The sequence below is a fragment of the Novosphingobium rhizosphaerae genome, assembly GCF_050920675.1.
Taxonomy (GTDB): Bacteria; Pseudomonadota; Alphaproteobacteria; order Sphingomonadales; family Sphingomonadaceae; genus Novosphingobium; species Novosphingobium rhizosphaerae.
The window spans coordinates 284,478-303,923 of the sequence record NZ_CP137861.1 but is presented as its reverse complement, the minus strand read 5'-3'; the positions used below and the strand labels follow the sequence as shown (position 1 = coordinate 303,923).

At 65.0% G+C, this 19,446-nt stretch carries 22 protein-coding genes; 5 read left to right on the top strand and 17 right to left on the bottom strand.

Annotated features, from left to right (window positions below; translation table 11 throughout):
* Window positions 1–43: 43 nt before the first annotated feature.
* The 14 genes from R9J51_RS01440 to R9J51_RS01375 all read right to left on the bottom strand — a co-directional run bounded on the left by R9J51_RS01440 (window position 44) and on the right by R9J51_RS01375 (window position 11,280).
* A complete protein-coding gene (locus R9J51_RS01440) occupies window positions 44–859 on the bottom strand; it encodes a hypothetical protein (RefSeq protein WP_179505659.1) in 816 nt (271 codons plus the stop codon).
* Entirely contained in the window at window positions 859–2,739 is a 1,881-nt protein-coding gene (locus R9J51_RS01435; RefSeq protein WP_179505658.1) for a hypothetical protein, read from the bottom strand. Before R9J51_RS01435 ends, R9J51_RS01440 begins: the two co-directional genes overlap by 1 nt.
* Window positions 2,740–2,742: 3 nt before the next feature.
* Window positions 2,743–3,258 (bottom strand): hypothetical protein, encoded by a 516-nt coding sequence (locus tag R9J51_RS01430; protein WP_179505657.1) that lies wholly within the window; start codon window positions 3,256–3,258, stop codon window positions 2,743–2,745.
* A gap of 2 nt (window positions 3,259–3,260) precedes the next feature.
* On the bottom strand, window positions 3,261–4,757 hold the full coding sequence (locus tag R9J51_RS01425) for a hypothetical protein (RefSeq protein WP_179505656.1): 1,497 nt from the start codon (window positions 4,755–4,757) through the stop codon (window positions 3,261–3,263).
* The gene (locus R9J51_RS01420; protein ID WP_179505655.1) at window positions 4,757–5,407 is read right to left on the bottom strand and encodes a phage tail protein I; all 651 of its coding nucleotides are present in this window, start codon (window positions 5,405–5,407) and stop codon (window positions 4,757–4,759) included. Before R9J51_RS01420 ends, R9J51_RS01425 begins: the two co-directional genes overlap by 1 nt.
* Complete coding sequence (locus R9J51_RS01415) at window positions 5,397–6,356, bottom strand: baseplate J/gp47 family protein (protein ID WP_179505654.1); 960 nt, start codon at window positions 6,354–6,356, stop codon at window positions 5,397–5,399. The genes R9J51_RS01420 and R9J51_RS01415 overlap by 11 nt, the downstream gene beginning before the upstream one ends.
* Before the next feature lie 64 nt (window positions 6,357–6,420).
* The gene (locus R9J51_RS01410; protein ID WP_179505653.1) at window positions 6,421–6,900 is read right to left on the bottom strand and encodes a phage virion morphogenesis protein; all 480 of its coding nucleotides are present in this window, start codon (window positions 6,898–6,900) and stop codon (window positions 6,421–6,423) included.
* Window positions 6,900–7,400, bottom strand: a complete 501-nt coding sequence (locus tag R9J51_RS01405; RefSeq protein WP_179505652.1) for a phage tail protein — start codon at window positions 7,398–7,400, stop codon at window positions 6,900–6,902. The genes R9J51_RS01410 and R9J51_RS01405 overlap by 1 nt, the downstream gene beginning before the upstream one ends.
* Window positions 7,400–7,624, bottom strand: coding sequence for a tail protein X (locus R9J51_RS01400; protein ID WP_179505651.1), 225 nt, complete (start codon window positions 7,622–7,624; stop codon window positions 7,400–7,402). The genes R9J51_RS01405 and R9J51_RS01400 overlap by 1 nt, the downstream gene beginning before the upstream one ends.
* Window positions 7,621–7,776 (bottom strand): hypothetical protein, encoded by a 156-nt coding sequence (locus R9J51_RS01395; RefSeq protein WP_432787767.1) that lies wholly within the window; start codon window positions 7,774–7,776, stop codon window positions 7,621–7,623. The genes R9J51_RS01400 and R9J51_RS01395 overlap by 4 nt, the downstream gene beginning before the upstream one ends.
* Window positions 7,777–7,808: 32 nt before the next feature.
* The gene (locus R9J51_RS01390; protein WP_179505649.1) at window positions 7,809–8,303 is read right to left on the bottom strand and encodes a head completion/stabilization protein; all 495 of its coding nucleotides are present in this window, start codon (window positions 8,301–8,303) and stop codon (window positions 7,809–7,811) included.
* Between the two features lie 108 nt (window positions 8,304–8,411).
* Window positions 8,412–9,167: a phage terminase small subunit gene (gene gpM / locus R9J51_RS01385; RefSeq protein ID WP_179505648.1), complete on the bottom strand. Its 756-nt coding sequence runs from the start codon at window positions 9,165–9,167 to the stop codon at window positions 8,412–8,414.
* 109 nt (window positions 9,168–9,276) lie between these two features.
* Window positions 9,277–10,401: a P2 family phage major capsid protein gene (locus R9J51_RS01380; protein ID WP_179505647.1), complete on the bottom strand. Its 1,125-nt coding sequence runs from the start codon at window positions 10,399–10,401 to the stop codon at window positions 9,277–9,279.
* A gap of 48 nt (window positions 10,402–10,449) precedes the next feature.
* Window positions 10,450–11,280 carry a GPO family capsid scaffolding protein gene (locus tag R9J51_RS01375; RefSeq protein WP_179505646.1) on the bottom strand — a complete coding sequence of 277 codons (831 nt, stop codon included), beginning with the start codon at window positions 11,278–11,280 and terminating at the stop codon, window positions 10,450–10,452.
* 168 nt (window positions 11,281–11,448) lie between these two features.
* On the opposite strand from R9J51_RS01375, the gene R9J51_RS01370 reads away from it, so the two are divergent.
* The 3 genes from R9J51_RS01370 (at window position 11,449) to R9J51_RS01360 (ending at window position 15,427) form a co-directional block, all read left to right on the top strand.
* Window positions 11,449–13,377 (top strand): terminase large subunit domain-containing protein, encoded by a 1,929-nt coding sequence (locus R9J51_RS01370; RefSeq protein WP_179505645.1) that lies wholly within the window; start codon window positions 11,449–11,451, stop codon window positions 13,375–13,377.
* 8 nt (window positions 13,378–13,385) lie between these two features.
* Window positions 13,386–14,468: a phage portal protein gene (locus tag R9J51_RS01365; RefSeq protein ID WP_432787766.1), complete on the top strand. Its 1,083-nt coding sequence runs from the start codon at window positions 13,386–13,388 to the stop codon at window positions 14,466–14,468.
* A 146-nt stretch (window positions 14,469–14,614) separates the two neighbouring features.
* Window positions 14,615–15,427, top strand: coding sequence for a DNA adenine methylase (locus R9J51_RS01360; protein WP_179505644.1), 813 nt, complete (start codon window positions 14,615–14,617; stop codon window positions 15,425–15,427).
* On the opposite strand, the gene R9J51_RS01355 is transcribed toward R9J51_RS01360, so the two are convergent.
* The 3 genes from R9J51_RS01355 to R9J51_RS01345 all read right to left on the bottom strand — a co-directional run bounded on the left by R9J51_RS01355 (window position 15,414) and on the right by R9J51_RS01345 (window position 18,269).
* On the bottom strand, window positions 15,414–16,469 hold the full coding sequence (locus tag R9J51_RS01355) for an SOS response-associated peptidase (RefSeq protein WP_432787764.1): 1,056 nt from the start codon (window positions 16,467–16,469) through the stop codon (window positions 15,414–15,416). The two genes, R9J51_RS01360 and R9J51_RS01355, sit on opposite strands and share 14 nt — an antisense overlap.
* Before the next feature lie 765 nt (window positions 16,470–17,234).
* A complete protein-coding gene (locus tag R9J51_RS01350) occupies window positions 17,235–17,417 on the bottom strand; it encodes a hypothetical protein (RefSeq protein ID WP_179505643.1) in 183 nt (60 codons plus the stop codon).
* A 336-nt stretch (window positions 17,418–17,753) separates the two neighbouring features.
* On the bottom strand, window positions 17,754–18,269 hold the full coding sequence (locus tag R9J51_RS01345; protein WP_179505642.1) for a hypothetical protein: 516 nt from the start codon (window positions 18,267–18,269) through the stop codon (window positions 17,754–17,756).
* 308 nt (window positions 18,270–18,577) lie between these two features.
* Here R9J51_RS01345 and secE point away from each other — a divergent pair, with 308 nt between their 5' ends.
* Complete coding sequence (gene secE, locus R9J51_RS01340) at window positions 18,578–18,772, top strand: preprotein translocase subunit SecE (RefSeq protein ID WP_168556315.1); 195 nt, start codon at window positions 18,578–18,580, stop codon at window positions 18,770–18,772.
* A 29-nt stretch (window positions 18,773–18,801) separates the two neighbouring features.
* On the top strand, window positions 18,802–19,338 hold the full coding sequence (nusG, locus tag R9J51_RS01335) for a transcription termination/antitermination protein NusG (RefSeq protein WP_168556316.1): 537 nt from the start codon (window positions 18,802–18,804) through the stop codon (window positions 19,336–19,338).
* Window positions 19,339–19,446: the final 108 nt, after the last annotated feature.

The window sequence follows — 19,446 nt, the reverse complement described above, 5'->3', positions numbered from 1 at the left end:
GCGCGGGGGGACCGGGTGGGCGGGTAGAGGCCGGGCTTACCGCTTAGTTGAACCGCCCGCCATTCTGGGCAATGTCGGCAGCGAGCAACGCGGCAATGGCCTTCACTCCGGCTACGGAATGATCCCACAGCCAAATGCGCCCAACAGCACAGTTGCATGATGCGGTGTAAGCGGCGCCGAGACCAATGTTGCTAGTCGGGACTACCAGGGCCCCCGAATAATTCTGCGCAGGCGTCGTGTAGACCAAAACGCCGTCGACATAGAAGAAGCCCTGCCAGGTCGTGGGCGAGACTTGCAGGAACGATATGGCGTAGTGGTGGACCGCGTTATCCATCGGGGTGACGCTGGTCACGTCGAACAGGCTCCCATTGAACCCGAGGTAGACCTTGGTGACGTTGCCGCTGGTGTCGTAGAGCGTGTTCAAGCGGTATTGCGCATTGGCACCATTGGCCTGACACGCCACGAAGACGTCGGCCGAGGCGGTGCCCGAGCCTGGGAGCGGGGTGAACCCCGAGGTGAAGATCTTGAAAAAGCCCCCGATCGAGAAGCTGGTTGCCGCTGCCGTCATAAGCCAGTCGGCGGCCGGCAATAGGATCTTCTGCCCGGCCCCGCGCAGGTTCATCATGCCGCCAGTCCAGGTCGGCGTGCCGATCACGGTCGTGGGCGTGCCTTCGCGGCGATAGGGGCGGATAGGGGCTGCGGCAGCAGCGGGACTGGCCTGGCCCGCGTAGCCCCATTTGCGGCCAAAATCGAACAGGCCCTTGCAACCATCGTCGATCAGATAGTCGCGGCGGAGCTTGGGCAGATCGGTGCGGCCGGTGGAGCCGGCAATCTGCTGGCCAAAGAAAGGGGTAGGCATCAGAGGGTCCATCCTTTTGCTACGATGAAGTCACGAAGCACCTGGGCTTCGATGGCGCGGCCGGCCGCGTTGGGGTGCAGGAAGTCGATGGTGACGCCATCGCTGTCCTTGAGGCGCAGCGAAGACGGTATGAGCCCGTTGGCCACATCGGCGATGTCCTGGGCCGAGCCGTTGCTGCCGCCTTGAAGCGCGGGCAGAAAATCGACCCAGTTGTTGGGAAATGCCGCCTTGATGGCCGCGTTGCTCGCCTCGATCACCGCGCGTGTGGAGGTGCCGGTTTCGTCACCCACGCCGGGGAGGATCAGCGGAACGATAAAGCGCCTGGTAAGCGTCTTCTGAGTCGCCAGAACACGCTGGACGCGATCGACGATGCTAAAGGCGTTGCCAGGGTTGTTCCGCCCCATCCAGGCAACGAAGATGCCATCGTAAGGATAAGGGATGAGCGCGGTCGAAGAGCCCCAATACGCACTATCGGGGATGAACTGCGTGCCGGGCGGAATGGCCACGGCGCCGCCGCCGGCATCCTGCGTTAGGATGTAATTCGAAGAGGTCCCTTCGTCCCCGTCGCGTTGCAGTTTTGCATAAGGGCCGTTGGGGCCAAGCCGGCCATGGATCGCATAGTGGATCTGGCCGCTGATCGGGTTCTGGTTGATCGCCGTGACGATCACCGGGCCGGATGCCGGCAGCGTGTTCCCGGTTAGCGTGACGTAGATCGGCAAGACACCCCAGCGGGCCGCGATCTGGTCTTGCGTCTGCCCGGAAATGCCAAAGCCCTGGCTCGTCCATCCAGCGCCGAGCAGGGCGGCCGTCAACTGCCAATAGGCGCTATTGGTCCCGTCGCTGCCGCCCATGTAGGTAAGGCTGTCGCCGATCCCGATGATCTTGCGATAGGGGATGACCGGGATTTCAGCCCCAAGGGCAGTTCCGGTCAGCAGCCGCGCGTAGAGCGAGCCGGGCGCGGCATTGGCGCGGTCGGACTTGTAGACGGCGTAGCCATCGGAGCGCACGCCGCGCGCCAGGTTGTTGGAGCCGGCGGGCGAAATCTGGGCGGTAATGCCGGTGGCGCGTGAGATCGAAACTGTCTGGGTCTTTCCGGCGCCATCGGTGATCTCTGCCAGGTCATAAAGCGTATCGGCACTGACCGTCGAAGCCGCGGCAACCGGCGTTGGGTTGCGCAAGGTTCCGGCTAGGATGCGAAAGTCACCATCGGCCAGCACGTTGAAATAACCGCAGGCCTCATACTCGTCAGGATCGAGCGCCGTGATGCTCTGCCCGCCCCAAGTGAGCGCGGTGGCGACGACGGGCACGGCGGTCGCGGTCGGTACAAAGATCGAGGTGCCGGAGAGCAAGCGATAATCGCTGTCCACGATCGGGTTGGCATAGCCGCAAGCTTCATATTCGACGGCATCGAGCGCGCCGATCGTCTGGCCCGACCAGTAGAGGCCCGTGGCCGTGAAATAGGCTTGCGGCGCAGTAAGTGCCGCGCTGGCTAGAACGCGGAAATCTCCATCGACGATCGCCCATGCCAGGCCGCAGGCTTCGTATTCGACCGGGTCAAGCCAGCCCAGCACCGCTTTGGCTGCATCGGTAGACAGGGCTGCGCTGGCCGCCGCTTGCCCTGCCCAATACTTCGCGCCGCGTTCGCCCGGCGTACCCCCCGGCACATCGGCATTAGCTCCGTCGTTGGCGTAGTGGCCCGCCAGGATTGCCTTGTCTGCCGCTTGTTGGCCGGCCAGTTGCATGGCTGCGAGGATCTCGGCCGCTGCCGCAGAAACGAGCGCTTCAAAGGGTGCGCGTTTGGCCACCCCATCCTTCAGGACCACGGCAGTTTCGCTGCCGTCGGGCGTTTCGACCAGCGGCAGGTCGGAAATCTTGGCCATGAATCAGCCCTCCACCCACAGCCGCTCGGCCGTGGCGTCAAAGTCGGTGAGGTTCGCTGCCGGCATTTGCGCGATCAGGGCAGCAATGCGGTTGGACGTGGCGCGGATGGCGTCGATCGCGGTGCGGCGGGCCAGCGCGTCGGCTAGGGCCGCCGGTGCAGGCGCGCCGGTGGCGGCGGGCGTTAATGCGCCATTGGCGGCGGCTAGGGCGGCCTGCGCGATCAGCGCGTTGTCGTTGGTCTGGCGCTCGAGCGTGGCTACGGCCTTGATGCGGCGCGCGGCTTCGCGATTGACGGCGGCGGTGGCCTGGGCGCGCAGCTGCTCGAGGCTCGGCGCCACGATAGCGGCCAGCACGGGGCGCCCCCGGTCGTTCGCCACGATCTGGCGGCCCTGCGCCTGGGCTTCCATCAGCTGCCGGTAACGCAGGCGCGGGATGCGCACCGCATCGTCGGGCAGCGTGGCATGGTTGGCGGCGTGGAAGAAGCCGCCGCGCGCGGCGCTGTAGTAGATATGGGACATCGTCACACCCCCAGCAGAAAGGCGTTGAAGCCGTCGAGGCGCATGTCCTGGCCGTCGTCGGATTGGGTCTGGATCGTGCAGTTGGAGAGACCCGGCTCGCCCACGAACTGCAGCCAGAGGTCGCGGCTGATGGAAAACACGCTGTTCCACCCGGTCAGGGCAATCGGCGCCACGAAGGTGGTAAAGCTGTCGGGATAGGCCACGGTGATCACGCGCTCGGTGTTGATCAGCTGGCGCACCTGGACCCACATCAGCTTGAGCCCGCCGGGCAGCGTCCAGAAGCCGTTGGGGGTGAGGCTCCTAGGCAGGCCGGCCAACCCCGCCGGGGTCACCGCCTTGCCCGCTTCGGTGCCGGCGAGGATCTCGGCCGCGCTGGCCGCTGCGAGATTGATCGTGGGATTGCCCGCCAGCGCGCCGCCGCCGGTGAGCAGGCCGCCGGCCGAGACGGTAGCCGCGCCATTGGCTTTGCTGGCCAGTGTGGCCAGGATCGTGGCAAGGCTGGCGGGAGTGAGCACCTTGTCCCCCGCCGCGCCGGCCGCTGCCTCGGCGGGGCCGGCGGCTGTGAGCGCCACGGTGATATCGCCCGCCAGCGTGCCCCCGCCTGTCAGCAGGCCACCGCCGGTTTGCACCTTTCGGCCAGTGGGCACTGCGCCGACGTCGCCGGCATTGAGCACCACCGCGCCGACCTTGCCGTTGACCGAACCGACCGGCGAAGGCGTGGTGATCTCGAGCCAGTTGCCCAGCGTGCTGGGTGGCAGGGCCTGCAGCACATAGACCAGGCCATTGTCTGCCCGCACCGCGAAATCGCCCACCGTCGCGTCCGCCTTGGCGAGCATCGCGGCCTGATCGGCCACCGGCCACACGTCGATCAGGTCGATCGCCGGGCGCTGCTCCACCGCCAGCTTGCCATCGGCGCCGAGCGTGGCGACGCCGCCGGCCGCGCCCAGCTGCGCAGCATTGACATAGCCGGCCAGCACTTGCGCCATGGTGGCCGGGGTGATCACCTTGTTTGCGACCAGGCCGCCCAGCGCTTCGGCGACAGTCGCGAGTGCGGCTACGCCGGCAACCTCTTCCGTCGCGGGCGGATTGAGGAACGTGGTGTCGCCGAACGTGATCGCGGCCACGTCTGCGGCCTCGAGTGTCCAATCGATGGCGAGGTAGAACGTCGCTGCCGCCGCTTTCTCGAGGATGGCATCTGCCTGGCCATAGACCGCGAACAGCGTGCCATCCTCGAGGTAGAGCCCGAAGCCGCGCACCGCATAAGCATCGGTGCCGCTGTCGCGCAGGGTGAGGTGCACGGTATCGGGCGCGACGGCTTGGCCCGAGACCGTGGCGATACGCTTGAACTCGCCGGGCAGCGCTTCGAGCGTGGGCGCGGCCACGAAGGCGGCCTGGGTCAGTCCCGCCGCAGCGATGCGCACCGTGCGCGTGCCGCCGCCGACCGGATCGACCATGGCCGCGCGGCCCGCGTTGGTGATTTGCAGGACAAGCGCGGTCATCAGGCACTCCCATCGAGAAATTGGCCGGTGTCGTCGGTCAGCGGTTCGCCGATTTCGTCGGTGATCAGCACGGCCCAATCGGTTCCGCTCGTGTCAGGCCCAGCGGCAACGCGGCGATAGAGCGCGGCATGCGCGGCGCCAGTGGCGGCGGTAGCACCCGCCAACGCCAGGTCGATCACGACGTCGAAATGGCTGCGCGCCGGTGACACTCGCATAACGTCGGCAATGATCTGCGCGGTGGTGGCGGCCGAGACGCGCGCGCCGCCGGCCACGCCATCGGCGCCGATCGCGGGCAGGTGCACGGCAAAGGTGTGCGGCACACCGCGCGGGGACGCCTGGTGCCATTCCACCAGCGTCAACAGGCTGTCGATCTCGGCCAACGCGGCCTTTACCGCCGTGACGCTGCCCTTGCGGCGCTGGTCGGCGATGGCGCGGGCGGTGACGGCGCGCTTCTCTTCCTCGCTCCACTCGGCATCCCACTTGTCGACCGAGAGCGACCAGGCCAGCCACGGCAGCACGGCAATAGGGCAAGTGGCCGGGTCCCACAGCTGCTCGATCGGCAGATCGATATCGTCGAAGCGCAGGCCCAGGCGCGCGAGGGCTACCTCGAGCGGCGTGGAGTTGGGCGGGAGCAGGCTATCACTCGACACGGCCGGCAATCCTCACCGCGGTGCCCACGCAATTGGCGCATTGCAGCTTGCCGATCGTCACATCGGTGGCTGGCAGGTTGACCACGGCGTTCTGCACGCCTGCCACAACGGCGGCGGCATAGAGCCCGGCCCGCGTGATCGAGCGTCCCATCTTGCGCGAAGCGGCCTTGTAGGCTTCCACCCCGGCCTGCGCGGCGGCGAGCACCACCGTCTCGTCCGGGCCGCTGAACAGCACCAGGTCGATATCGATCTCGTAATCGATGATCTGCGCCGAGCGCACCTGCGGCCAATCGGTCAGCGGGCGCACGTCCTCGTCATCGGCAATGGCCAGCTCTACCGCCTCGATCTCGTCATCGCTGGCCGAGCCATCGCCCTGGGCCGAGAGCAGAGCCACAATCACGGTGCCCGGCCAGGTCGCGTCATCGAGCGCGGCGGTCATCGCCGCGACCAGGCTAGCGTCGGCGCCGTGATCGGCCAACAAGCCCAGCACCAGCGCGCGGATATCGTCGGGCCGGGGGCTGGTCACGCTGGCGTCCGCGATCGTGTTCGCGGCCGAGAGCGCGTAGTAGCGATAGGCGCTGGCCGGCCCGGCCACGCTAAACGCCTCGGGTGCCAGCTGGATACGCGCCTTGTAAGCATCGTCCAGTTCGCCGATCAGGCGCGCGACGTTGAGCAGCGCGCCCAACTGGTCGAGATTGGTGCCGGTGGCATAGGCCAGCATGACTTGCTTGGCCCGCTCGTTGAACTGCTGGCGCAGCAACAGCTCGCGATAGGCGTAAACCTCGAGCACCTTGACGGCAGGGTCGCTGGTCACCGTCGCGTCAAAGGTCGGCAGATCCTCGACCATCTTGGCAACGGCCTGGGCGCGGATGTCCTCATAGGAGAGCTGCTCCACCACCGTGGGGGCGGGGAGCTGGGAAAGGTCAATCGCGGTGGTGCTGTCAGCCATTGCCCCGGCATGGCGCCGCTTCGCGCGCGCGGGGAGGCGTTGGGCGGGTAGAGGCTGGCTCTACCTAGTCCGGCTCGATCATTTCGGCCGCGATCAGCATGGCCAGATCTTCGTCTTCGGCGGAAAGACCGAGCAGGCGGCGTTCGGGATAGCGGGCGCGGATGCGCTTGCCGCTGCGCAGGCGGCCCACAGTGATCGTCTCGCCGAACTGGCTGACCCGGCCCATGCGTGCTGCCACGGGCGACACGGGCGCGATTTCCACGCCATCCTGATCGGCATCGATCTTCCACTGCTTGGCCATGCGCAAGCCGCGAAACATCTTGGCGCCGGCCTTCATGCGCAGCCGGCCCTTGCGATCATAGCGGGCCTTGCGCGGTTCGAACGGCGTGCCGTCCGGGTTGGTGTTGGAGCTGATGCGCTTGAGGTTCGCGCGGCGTAGGGCCTGGCCCAGCTTCATGGCGGCGCGCTTGCGCTCGGCCGGGGACAGTCCATGCAGGATGCGGCCGAACCATTCGTCGAGCCGGCCGAGATCTTCGTCAGCCATCACGCGGCCGGATCGAAGGGAGCAATCTGGCCCTCGCCGGTGACAGATACCGCCTTGAGAACGGGGATAGCATCGAGGCCCGGGAAGGGACGATCGTCGGAAAAGAGAGGATCGGGCTCGGCCAGATAGGTTACCTGCATCTTCCCCTGGGCGTTGAGCGCGCAGGTGACGTTCTGGGTAAGGTCGATCTGGATCATCGCATCATAGGTTTCGGTGTCGATGACATCGTGATCCAGCGTAAAGGCATCCTTGCCTGGGGCGAGCAGGTCGGGCTGGTTGACCCGTAGCCAGGCGCAGATCACGTAGACCACTGCAGCGATATCAGTGGTCATATCCATGAGCAGGACGTTGACGCGGTAGGACATGGTGAAGCCAAACGTCGCAGTCTGCCGGCATTGCACGGTGCCGCGGTCGACCCAGATGCGCAGGCGCTCGGGGGAGTTGGCCAGATCCTCGATCGACGTGGCGAGCAGCTGGCGGAGGCTGTCATCCTTGCGCATCAGTCCCACAAGCTCACAGTTTCGAGGGTTTGGGTGGCGGCCGAGGACGAGGCCTCTGGCAGGATAATCGTGGTGCCGGTGGGGAGGCGTGGGCCAAGCGCGGCCAAGCCGGGGTTCAGGTCGAGGACCTGCTCGACCACGGTGCGGGTATAGCCCAGCACGCGCCAGCAGACTTCGTCTACGGTTTCGTCTTGGAGCGTGGTGGCAGTGCGGTACGTGCTCATGCCTTCGGATCATTCATAGTTCGACGGCCAGACCGCATCAGGATCAGCGCTTGTAGATGATGCAGTGAGCGGCGAAATTCGGATACATCGTCGGGATGCTCCACAGGCAGCGCGACGAAGGCATTCCAAGCGTTGACCAGATGGTCAATCACTTCGCGTTCGTTTGGCGTCACCTCGCCAATTCTCATATGAGCCTCACGCGATTGCGGCCTACCGATGAACCGCCGATGGAACGCAGATCGGCCACGGCGCCTAGGGCAATGCGACGGGCTTCATCGGCGGCTGTGTCCTTTTCAGCGGCGCGATCAAGGCCCTGATCGGTGGCGCTGACATCGCGATCGGATGCATAGAGATCGGCTGCGGCGAAATTGGTCACTATGCGCTCCCACAGCTTCACAGCCAGATTGGCGCCGTTCAGCTGGTCTGCCGTGACGTCTTCGAGTTTCGCGATTCCCGCAGCGGCCTTGGCTGTGCGCCAGTCTGCCAGCTCGCGGAATGCGTGCAGCATGCCGCCCTCTATCGCCATGGTCAGCCGCTGGGTTGTGATCGTGCCTTTGCCCAGGCGCACCGAGTAGCGCACGGTGTCCAACTTGACTGCCGGGAACCAGCCATCGGCCACAACCTGCGCGTCATCGGGATCCCAAGGGGCGGCGGGGACGGCTATGACGCCGGTGGACATGGGACGTTTCCTTGAGGTTTTGGGGGGTGGGGATGGTTGGCTGGGCGTCACCGCACAGCGGCTGCACAACCCGCCATCCGCCCCCCAGCGCCGTGGGCGATTCGTGGATCAGGTGGTGGCGGTGGCTGCCTGCTCGGCCAGGGTTTTCTTCTGTCGCGCGAGCCGCTCGAGGTCCTTCTTCACGCCGATGTTGCGATCGAGGACGAGGGCGCGGGACAGCGTGTTGAGGGCTGCTTCGATATAGGCGGCCTTGCCGCCGGCAGGGGCATTGTCGGCCGCCGGGTCGAAATCGTCGGCCTTGCGCGCGAAGCTGCGGCCGAGGGCCTTGTAGAGCTTGGCCAATGCCGGATCGGGCATGTCGGCGCCGTGGACCAGTTCGAGCGTGCGCAAAAGCGCTTCGTGCGGGACAGTCTCGGCTTGGGCCAAGGCTCGCTCGGCGATTTCCTCGGCGACGACGCACGCAATCGTGCGGTTGAAGCCGGGCAGCACCAGGTGAAAGCGGATCGCATGCTCGGCCAGGGCAAGGGCATAGTCGAAATCGCGATAGTCGATCGCCCAGAGCATGTTGGTGACGAGGATTTCGTCCTGTGCCGCCTTGCCCTGGTCGCCGGCCTCGAGCGCGCCCTTGATCCAGGCTTCGAAAGCGCCAGCGAATTCGCGCTTCTTGGGAATGCGCGCCTCGTGGCTGGCGATGTCCTTCAGGGCGCGCAGGTTGTCGTGGAGCAGCACGCGCAGGGCGGCATATTCCTTGCCCTCGGGCGTGCTGGTGTCCGGCTCGGCCGGCGCCGTGCTTTGGGTGGACGGGGCGGCGCCGGCGCGGATGGCCTGCACCCGCTGCTTATGGCGGCGGAAAGGGCTGCTCATGGGCTTGGTCCTGTTGCGGGTGGTCCGCAGGGGCGCGTGGCCTCCCCTGCGGTGCGCTGGCTCCGGGGTGCCGCCGGCCATGGCAGGTTCCCCATCACAGCCCTCGGTATTACGGGCGGTCGCCGAAGGTGATGTTCTCGGCCATCACCGCGTGATCGGTGCTTTCGATCACGTAGCCTTCGTTGACCGAGTTGTAGTCGACCAGCGACGCCATGTTTTCCGGCTCGTCCTTGATGTAGCGGCGGCGCGAGCCTTCTTGGTAGTAGAGCGAAAGGTTGCTGCTGTCGGGCACGCTGGGCTGGCCGAGCGGCGTGATCATCATCGTGCCTTCGGGGAAGAACGGGACGATCACGGCGGGGCGCCCGCCGATCTGCTTGGCCGACATGACGATGTCCGTGGTGACCTGGTCGCTGGTGGACTTGCCGCCGTCGATGGTGTCGGACAGCGGGCGATTGATCATCGGGAAATACTTCTCGTCGACCAGATCCTGCGACACGATTACGACGTGATCGGTCGAGGTTCGCGCCCAACTCGGCATACCGGCGATCAGGTCATAGGCTAGGGCATCGATGTTTTTGTAATCGCCATCGGCCGTGTTGCTGTCCTTGCCGATGTAGATCGGCTTGGCCGTGCCCGTCGCGGTGGTGACGCCACCGGCCGTGACCGTGTTGCGGCCCATGACATGGTCGGGACGTTCCAGGCGCAGCTTCTGCAGCCAACCGATGTTGACGTCTTCGCCCATGGGGTTTTCGTCGGCATCGGTGTCGTCGGCCGCCGTGGTGCCGTGCCAGCCCACCATGATGCGGCTAAGCCCGACCGAGATGGCGACTTGGCGCGAATAGCGCGTGGCGAAATCGGGGAAGCGCGACCAATTGTCGATCAGTTCCCAGGGCAGCCAGGTGTCGAACAGGGTGCTGTGCAGCTCCCACTTCCGATCCTGCAGCTGTCCGGCATATTTGGGCTGGCGCGGCAGGTTGGGGCGCGAACGGCGCGAAGCCACCATGTTTGCAGTGCCCAGGCCGATGACCTGGCCCTTGAGATCGCGAACGCCGGGCACGTTGATGCGCTGCAGAAAGCCGACGTTTTCGCGTTGGAGATCCTCGAGCCGCTGCTCGGATGCCGGTTCGAGCGAAAACTGCTTGCCCACGCCGCGCGTGGCGCCGTTGCGCTGCTGGATGGCGGTGAAGAGACCGTCGAGCGCCCGGCGGCCGCGATCGGAGAGTTGATAACCCATGTGTTTCAGGTCCTGTGGTGACGGGGTGCGGGGCGGGCGGGTGACGGCTTAGAAGACGTCGGCGTAGCTCGTGGCGCCGCCATCGGCGCGGGTGCGCGCGCGATAGTCGTGGGCCGGGGTCTTTTCCTGGGTGGCCTTCAGCTTCTGCAGCTCGACCGCGAGGGCATCGGTATCCGCGCGGAATTCGTTGCGCAGATCGGCGACGGCCTTGGCGAAGCCGGTGCCCATTTCTTCGAACAGCGGGCGAAGCTGGGCAAAGTCCAGCGCGGCGGGTTGGGCCGGATCGGCTTGAGGCGCAGGGTCGGTTTTGGGCGCGGGCGTAAACTTGGACGCGACGCGATCCAGCGCAGCCGTGAACGCGGCAATCAGGCCGGTGCTGGTGGCTTCGCCGTCTTCGGGAAACTCCAGCGCTTCTGCCTGTTCACCCGCCACGGTGAGCACCCCTGGCAGCGAGCGGTTGAATTCCAGGCGCTGGGTGGCAATCGAGGCGGGGCTGTCGGTGAGGGCGCAGCCCATGAGGTAGGCAAAGCCCTTGCCCGCGAAGTTCGGCTCGATCTCGATCGAGGGATAGACCTTCTGCCCGGCATCGTTGAGTTTCTTGGCGTCCTCGTTGACGTCGAACACGCCAAACAGCGCCGTGCGCGTTTCCTTCTTGCCATTGAAATTGACGTCGGTCTTGCCGATCGACAGCTCCACCACGTCGCCATAGGCGCGAAAGGGGCTTTCCCCCGTGACGCCGCGAATGTGCTCGATGTTGAGCCGCGCACCATAGGTCTTGGGGTCGTAGCTCGAGGCGATCTGTTGCAGCATCGCGTCATCGATGGTGCGGCCATCGACAGTCGAGCCGGCGGTGGCGAGCAGGAAGGGCTTGGTCTTCATCGGGTGCTCCTGGGCGGTCCTGTTGGCTGGGCCGGCTGCGGCGACCCGTGTGCAGTTGCCCTTGAGCCAGCCCGGCGCCGCATCGGCAACGCGGGCGCGCGGTAGAGGCGGGCTCTACCCGGCCAGCAGGGCGACAGGCGGCCCATTTCGGGGTGCATGGCTTTGGCCATGCATCAGATCACCCCAACCGACGCGGACGACGACGCCCCGGCGATCAGCCGGCAGGTGGCGCGCGCCCAGCGCCGGCAGGCGCGCTCGCTCTACCATCGCGGGTGGCAGCTGACGCAGATCGCGGCCGAGCTGGGCGTGAAATATGGAACGCTTGCCGCGTGGAAGAGCCGCGATGCCTGGGACGACGACGCGCCGATCGCCGTGGTCGAGGATCGGCTCGAGGCACGCCTTGCCACGCTGCTCGACAAGGAGCCCTTCACCGAAGGCGACATGAAGCGTGCCGACTTCATGATGCGCCAGCTCGAGCGCGCCGCGCGGATCCGCAAATTCGACAAGACCGGGCGCGAGGGCGATCTCAACCCCAAGATCGAGAAGCGCAACAACGAGGAGGCGAAGGCCAAGCGCGCGGACAAGCGCAAGAATTTCCTGTCGCGCGAGCAGTGGCAGGCGCTGCTGGATGATTTCCACGACTGGTGTTTCGACTACCAGGCCGAGTGGTGGGAGCAGCGCCATCAGCGCGTGCGCAAGATCCGCAAGAGCCGCCAGATCGGCGCCACCGTCTATTTCAGCCGGGAATCGGTCGCCAAAGTGGCCGAAGCCATCCTGGCGACGCTGGACGGCGAAATGGACGCGGCACCGCGCAACCAAATCTTCCTTTCGGCTTCCCAGCGCCAGGCCAACAAGTTCCGCCGCGAAATCGTGAAATGGGTGCGGCGCGTGACCGGGGTGGAGCTGAAGGGCAACCCCATCATGCTCGACCTGTCGTTTCCGGCGGAGACGGACGAGGACGGCGAGCCCCAGGCGCTGCCGGCGATGGATGCGGTGGGCTTTTATCCGCTGTCCACGAACAGCGCCACGGCCCAGGGCGAGAGCGGGGACTTCTACTTCGATGAATTCGCGTGGGTGCACGGGTTCACCGAGCTGAACGGCGTGGCTAGCGGCATGGCCACGCACAAGATCTACAAAAAGACCTATTTCTCGACGCCTTCGACCAAGACGCACCAGTCCTATGGCTTCTGGTCGGGCGAGGAGTGGAATGCCGGGCGCGCGAAAGGCGAGCAACAGCCGTTCGACATCTCGCATCGCAATCTGCGGAACGGCGCGATCATGCCCGATGGCAGCTGGCAACAGCTCGTCACCATCCATGACGCGGTGGCCAAGGGCCTGGGCAAGCTGGTCGACGTGGACGAGCTGCGCCGCGAGTATTCGGACGAGCGGTTCCGCAACCTGTTCGAATGCGAGGACATCGACGATTCCGAAAGCTCGTTCCCCTATGTGCGCCTCGCCCCGGCGCGGGTCGACAGCTTCTACAAGTGGCGAGATTTCGCGCCCGCGCTGATCGAGATCCCTGGTGGGCGGCCGTTTGGCGATAAGCCGGTGTGGCTGGGCTATGACCCGAATAAGCAGGGCCGGGACGATGCCGCGCTAGCCGTTCTCGCGCCCCCTGAAAAACCGGGGGGTAAATTTCGGGTGCTCGAGAAGATCCGGCTCAACGGGTTGGACTTCGCGGGCCAGGCCGACGCTATCCGCGCGGTCTGCAAGCGTTACAACGTCACCGACATATCGATCGACACCACAGGGCATGGCCAAGCGGTGTGGGAACTGGTGAGCAAGTGGTTCCCGCTGGCGCGCAAGATCGAATATTCGGTGGCCACCAAGACCGCCCTAGTGATTAAGGGCCAGAACGTCTTCCGCGCCGGCCGTATCGAATTCGATGCCGGTTGGACCGACGTGATGCAGGCCTTCATGGCCATCCGCCCAACGCTGACCGGGAGCCAGCGCGGCGTAACCTATACCGCGCGGCGCAACGGCGAGATCGGGCACGCCGATATTGCCTGGGCGATCCTCCATGCCCTTTCCAACGAACCGCTTGATGCCGGGGCCGAGATTCAGGCGCCGGCCGGGCGCGTGCGCTTCCTCAACTGACAGGACCGATGATGACCGAACCCAGCTCGACCGCCCTGGCCCTGGCCGATCAGCCCGAGGAACAGGCCAGCCACGCCCCGGCCAAGGTGTTCCGCTTCGGCGAGCCGGAAAGCGTGCTCGATCGGCGCGAATTGGCCCAGTATTTCGAGATTTGGCACAACGGCCGCTGGTACGAGCCGCCGCTGCCCATGGCGCGGCTGTCGCAGACCTTCAACGTGTCGCCCTATCACCGCAGCGCGATCGGCCTTAAGGTCAATCTGCTGGTGGCGCAACAGACGCCATCGCGGTGGTTGGCGGCCGACGTGTTCGAGCGCTGGGCGCTGGATTTCCTGCAGATGGGCAATGCCTATCTCGAGAGCGTGCCGAACCTGGGCGGGCGCATCGCCGCCCTCGCGCATAGCCCAGCCATCCACACGCGCGCCGGCATCGATCCAAACGTGTTTTGGTGGACCAACTGCGCGCGCGGCGATGAACATGCCTATGCGCCTGGCACCATTTTCCACTTGCAACAGCCCGACGTGGCGCAGGAAATCTATGGCCTGCCGGAATGGCTTTCGGCGCTGCAAAGCGGGCTGCTGAGTGAGAACGCGACGCTGTTCCGGCGCCGCTATTACCTCAATGGGGCGCATGCAGGCTTCGTGTTCTATGTGAGCGAGCCGCTTGCCGACCAGGCCACCGTCGACGCCATCGAAGAGCAGCTGGGCAGTTCCAAGGGCGTGGGCAACTTCAAGAACATGCTGGTCTATATCCCCAAGGGGAAAAAGGATGGCATCCAGATCATGCCGATCGCCGATGTGACCGCGAAAGACGAATTTTCGGCGGTGAAGAACATCAGCCGCGACGACATGCTGGCTGCGCACCGCACCCCGCCGATCCTGATTGGCGTGATCCCCCAGGCTGCCGGTGGGCTGGGCAATGTGAGCCAGACCCGCGACGCGTTCTTCGAGACCGAGATCGTGCCGATCATGCGGCGTATGCTCCGGCTCAACGACTGGACCGGTCTGCCGGTGCTGGCCTTCCGCGATTACGTGTGCAGCGATCGCAGCGTGATCAAGCAGGATGGCACCCGCGTGCCGGCAGGAGCGCTATAGGATTTCCGCCCGCCGGCAGAGGCGGGGGAAGGGGGCGGTGCAACGCCCCATTCCGACGACCGCAGATCGTCATGTCCCCAGACAGGCCCACCCGAGGCCATCCCGCCTGCCGACTCGGCGGCGAGAACATATAAGGAACAATTGCGATGTTGTCGAACGTGCTGGACCAGCTCGAGCCGGTCAGCCCCACGCGCCCGCCTGCGCCCTACATCGGCGGCAAGAAGATGCTGGCAAAACGCCTGGTTGCCCACATCAACGCGGTGCCGCACCGGCTCTATGCCGAGCCTTTTGTAGGTATGGGCGGGGTGTTTTTCCGCCGCGACCAACGCCCGAAATGCGAGGTGATCAACGATTGGTCCGAGGATGTCGCCACGTTTTTCCGCATCCTGCAGCGGCACTATGTGGCGTTCATGGACATGCTGCGGTGGCAGGTGACTTCGCGCGCGGGGTTTGAGCGGTTGCGCGGGCAGGATCCTTCGACGCTGACCGATCTCGAGCGGGCGGCGCGGTTCCTCTACCTTCAGAAGCTTACCTTTGGCGGGAAGGTGGCGCAGCGGACGTTTGGCGTTGCCACTGACGGACCAGCGCGGTTTGACGTGGCCAAGATCGGGCCTGTTCTCGAGGCGGCGCACGAGCGGCTTTCCAGCGTCGTAATCGAGCGGTTGCCTTGGTCGGACTTCTTGGCGCGCTATGATCGGCCGGGGACGCTGTTCTATCTCGATCCCCCATATTTTGGCTGCGAGGGAGACTATGGCCGCGATCTGTTCGAACGAGGCCAGTTCGAGGCGATGGCCGAGCAGCTGCGCGGCATCAAGGGCCGCTTCATCCTGTCGCTCAATGACCGGCCCGAGGTGCGGCGGATATTCGACGGCTTCACGATGGAGGCTGTGCCGGTGCGCTATACCGTGGGCGGCATGGCGCAGAGCCGTGTCGTGGGAGAAGTGATCATTTCGAACTGAAGGGGCTAGTGGGCGGCGGGGCGCGATGCTGCCCTGCCTCCCAGCTCCAAGTTACCAGGGATTCACGGCCACCGTCTTTCCATGAAATGCTGGTGGGCATGACAAAAACATCGTCTGCAGGCCAAGGTCGATCGAACCGCTGCAGATCGGCCAACGGGGCGTTTAGCCAGGTATCCCAGTCCTCGCGCGCCAGGATCACTGGTGACCGATCATGGATCGAAGCCAACTCGGGAGCGTTGCGCGTCATCACGCCGGTATAAACCGGCCCCCACGCCTCGCTGTCGCGCCACAGGCCTGCCCACGCGAATGTCGACGTGGAGCGCAATGTCAGCCAGGCGGTTGTCATCGAGCCAGATTCTCCGACCGGTTCGGCATAGGCAGAGGTCGGGATCAAGCATCGGTGCGCCGGTCCTGCCCACCGCGCCCAAAAGCCCGCGAGCTTGTCGAACCGGGCGTTGTTCACGGGCTTGGGCTTCAATGGCTGGCCCTGCTTTCCGCGCAGAACGACCGGGAACCCCCACGTCATCTGGTCGAGCACCATCTCGCCGTCCACCGCGCGCACAACCCAGCCAGGTTCCTTGGGGTGGACGATGGTAGGCCCATCATTGACCTGACGCCATAGGTTGGCACCAAAGTGCTGGCGGATCGTCTCGCGCTCGCCTGGGCGGTATCGGTTGCACATTATCCAGGGGTGTGGCTGGCCGGTCTCCTGGTCAAGCAGTTCCGTCGCGAAACGGCGAGCGAGCGAGGCGCGCAGGCCGTCCGGCGGCAGAGGATATCCTAATCCATAATAGGCAGCCAGGAGCGTGCCGCGCATGAGCGTCGGGCGAATGTAATGCTCACCGTCGGGGAGATGCGGCGTGAGGATGGGAGCACCCATCGCGTCAATGAACCCTTGGGCCTGCCAGTTCTCGAGTGCACCGACAGCGACGAGCCACTGCAGGGCCAGGCGATGCGCCACGTGCGGCTCGACGATTTCCGTCTCGGCCTGGGCGAGCGCCTCCTCCAGCACGCGCAGCGCGAGCTTGGTGACGCGTTCCATCTGGGCAGGTGCGATTCGCATCTCCGCGTGAGAACATAACTGGAACATAGCAGTCAACGGCCCTGAGGTGGGCCGAGGGCGGGCACCGCCCCGTCACCTCGCGCGCCGCGCTCGCCCCCACGCCTCGCTTGCCTCTTCTTCGTCTCGAATTTTGCATTTTTGGGGCCGGCTCTGCGCCGCTCGCCGTGGCTGAGGATCAACCCCCATCGTCGCAAGTCGGTTATCTCGGTTACATGGCAGTGCGATGGCCGAGAAAATGGCGGAAATCTGCCGTTTTCTAGGTAACCCCACGGCGGTTATCCATGGGCAATATCTCTTGGCCCGAAAGGTTATGTCATTGAAGTTATTGCATATAAATTAGATGGAATATTCCTTTATATAGAGGTTACCAGATAACCGCCGTGTTGCCCTTTATGTTGCCGAAAAAATGGCTGATTTCCGCCAATGTAACCGAGATAACCGACTTGCGGACCCTACCCGGAAAAGCTGGAAATCGCGATTATAGGCCTAGGCTGCCGCGCAAATCCCACGATCGCGGAGATGCGCTGATGCCGGCGCTTGGCTTTGCGTTTCTTTGCGTGTGGGCAGAAACGAAAAACGGGAGCCTAAGCCCCCGATTGATATGCTTTGAGAATGAGCGCCTCGATCGCTGCGGATCGTTGGCCTGGCTGCGCGTCGATCAAGGCCAAGGCTGGCGCGCTCAGCGTAATGAGCACTTTGCGCTGCCCATCTCCACGTGGTGGGCGTCCTTTGCGAGGAGGCATTTCAGACCTCCGTCACGGTGATGTCGGCCAGGAAATTTTCGACGGTTTGGTTGCAGGCGTCAGCGGCAGCTTGGACCGAAGCATAACCGGCGTCCTGAACGTAGGCGTTGATCGCGCTAGCTTCATCAACGGCGTCGTAGCTAACTTCGATGGTGCCGGCGGTGATCGTAAAAGTCTTGGTCATGTCTATCGCTCCGCTCCGATCCAGCCCTCCGCCGTCTCGATGCATTATGGATATCCAAAATTGACGAATCCAGCAAGGACTATTTTGGATATCCATAATGTATCTGGACCGCGTGATAGCACGAGGAAGCGGCTTCGGATTGGTTAGACAGATGGCATGGGAGGCCCCAGGTTTGCGTGGGACGCGAACGGTGAGTTAGCCATATCAAACCATTAATTTAATTGACTTGATGCACTCCCTCCGCTCCTGCCATCGCAACCGCGCGATGGTCTGAACGCTGAAAAAAGGCCGCTGCCCCGATCGGGTAGCGGCCTTTTTCATGTGCTTGGCTAAAGGTCAGAGGCCGCCGGTCAGGCCGCCCGCCGCAGCGCCCGTGGCGCCGAGCGTGCCGCCCAGGTTCGTGCCGCCGAGCGTCGAACCCGTGGCGCCGCCCATCGCCGAGCCCATCGGATCGACGGCCGATCGCGTCGTGCTATCGAGCGCGCCCTGGGCAGAGCCGGTGGCACCGCCCTGTGCGGTCACGCCGCGGCGATTGGCCTGGACGCCCACGCGGCTGCCGCCGTTCAGGCTGGTACCGGCGGCGCTGGCGGTCGATCCGGCCATGCCGGGCACGGTCGTGGCGGTTCCAGTGCGCGCACCCGTGGTGGCCCGGCCGGTGCCGTTTGCCGAAACCGCGGCGCCATTCGGGCTGGCCTGCGTGGTGGCAGCGATGCCGCCGGTGCCGGTGGTCGCGGCGGCACCGCGCGCGGCAGTGGCAGCGCTTGGCGGCGGGGTGGTGGCTTGCTGGCCCATGGCCGGCAGGCTGATCGCAGTGCCCAGCAGCAGGGCAGCAGTTGCGGCGATTGCGCGCATGATCGGGCGCTCCTCTCGTGTCGTGTTTCGGTTGCTGGTGCGGGCGCTTGGCTTGCGCCCCGTTCGCCCAGTCAATGGTCGGCGCGGCCGCTTGTTTCCGATCGTTGCGCCATGCTGCCCGGCGCGTGCGGCAGTCGGGGCAGGGCCTGCCAAACGGCCTGCCCTTGCCAAGCGCCGCGCTTCGCCTTAGATACGGCCAACCTCCCGACATCGGAGCCTTGACCTGCCCCTCCCGGACCTGTCCGGGGCGGCGATGGCCCCTAGGCGGAAGGCATGTGATTCATTCAGGCAGCGAAGGCAGCACGGCCATGGCCAAGACCAGCCCCGGCGAATTCTTCAATCAGGTGAAGGCAGAGGCGCGCAAGGTGGTGTGGCCCACGCGCCAGGAAACCACCACCACCGCGATTTTCGTGGGTATCATGATGCTGATCCTGGCGGTGTTCTTTCTGGGCATCGACACCGTGTTCGGCATGATCGTGCAGTGGCTGCTCAAGCTGGCCTGAACTTCAAACTTTCGCACAAGAGACGCATTATGGCCCGCTGGTACATCATCCACGCCTATTCCGGCTTCGAGAACAAGGTTCGCGAATCGATCATCGCCGAAGCCGAGCGCATCGGCCTGTCGCAGCTGGTCGAAGCGGTGGAAGTGCCCACCGAAACCGTGACCGAAGTGAAGCGCGGCAAGAAGATCGCGGTCGAACGCAAGTTCATGCCCGGCTACGTGCTCGCCAAGCTGGCGATGAACGACGATATCTACCACCTCGTCAAGAACACGCCCAAGGTCACTGGCTTCCTTGGCCATAACGGCAAGCCGCAGCCGATTTCCGAAAAGGAAGCCGCTCGCTATTTCGGCGCGCGCGAACAGGCCGCAGCCCAGCCCGCCCGCCAGGTGGCGGTCGATTACGAAATCGGCGATTCGGTCAAGGTCAACGCTGGTCCCTTCGCGTCGTTCAACGGCGTGGTCGAGGAACTGGATTTCGACAAGCACCGCGTCAAGGTGTCGGTCTCGATCTTCGGCCGCGCCACCCCGGTGGAACTCGGCTTCGACGAAGTCGAACTGGTCAAGTAACCGGGCCTGCCCGAATTACCGCCCGTGGCGCTGGCCGCAGCCCTTTCGGGTTGCAATTGCGGCCATGCCTGCTAAGGGCGCTCCCTTCGCGGGCGGCATCCGCTGCCC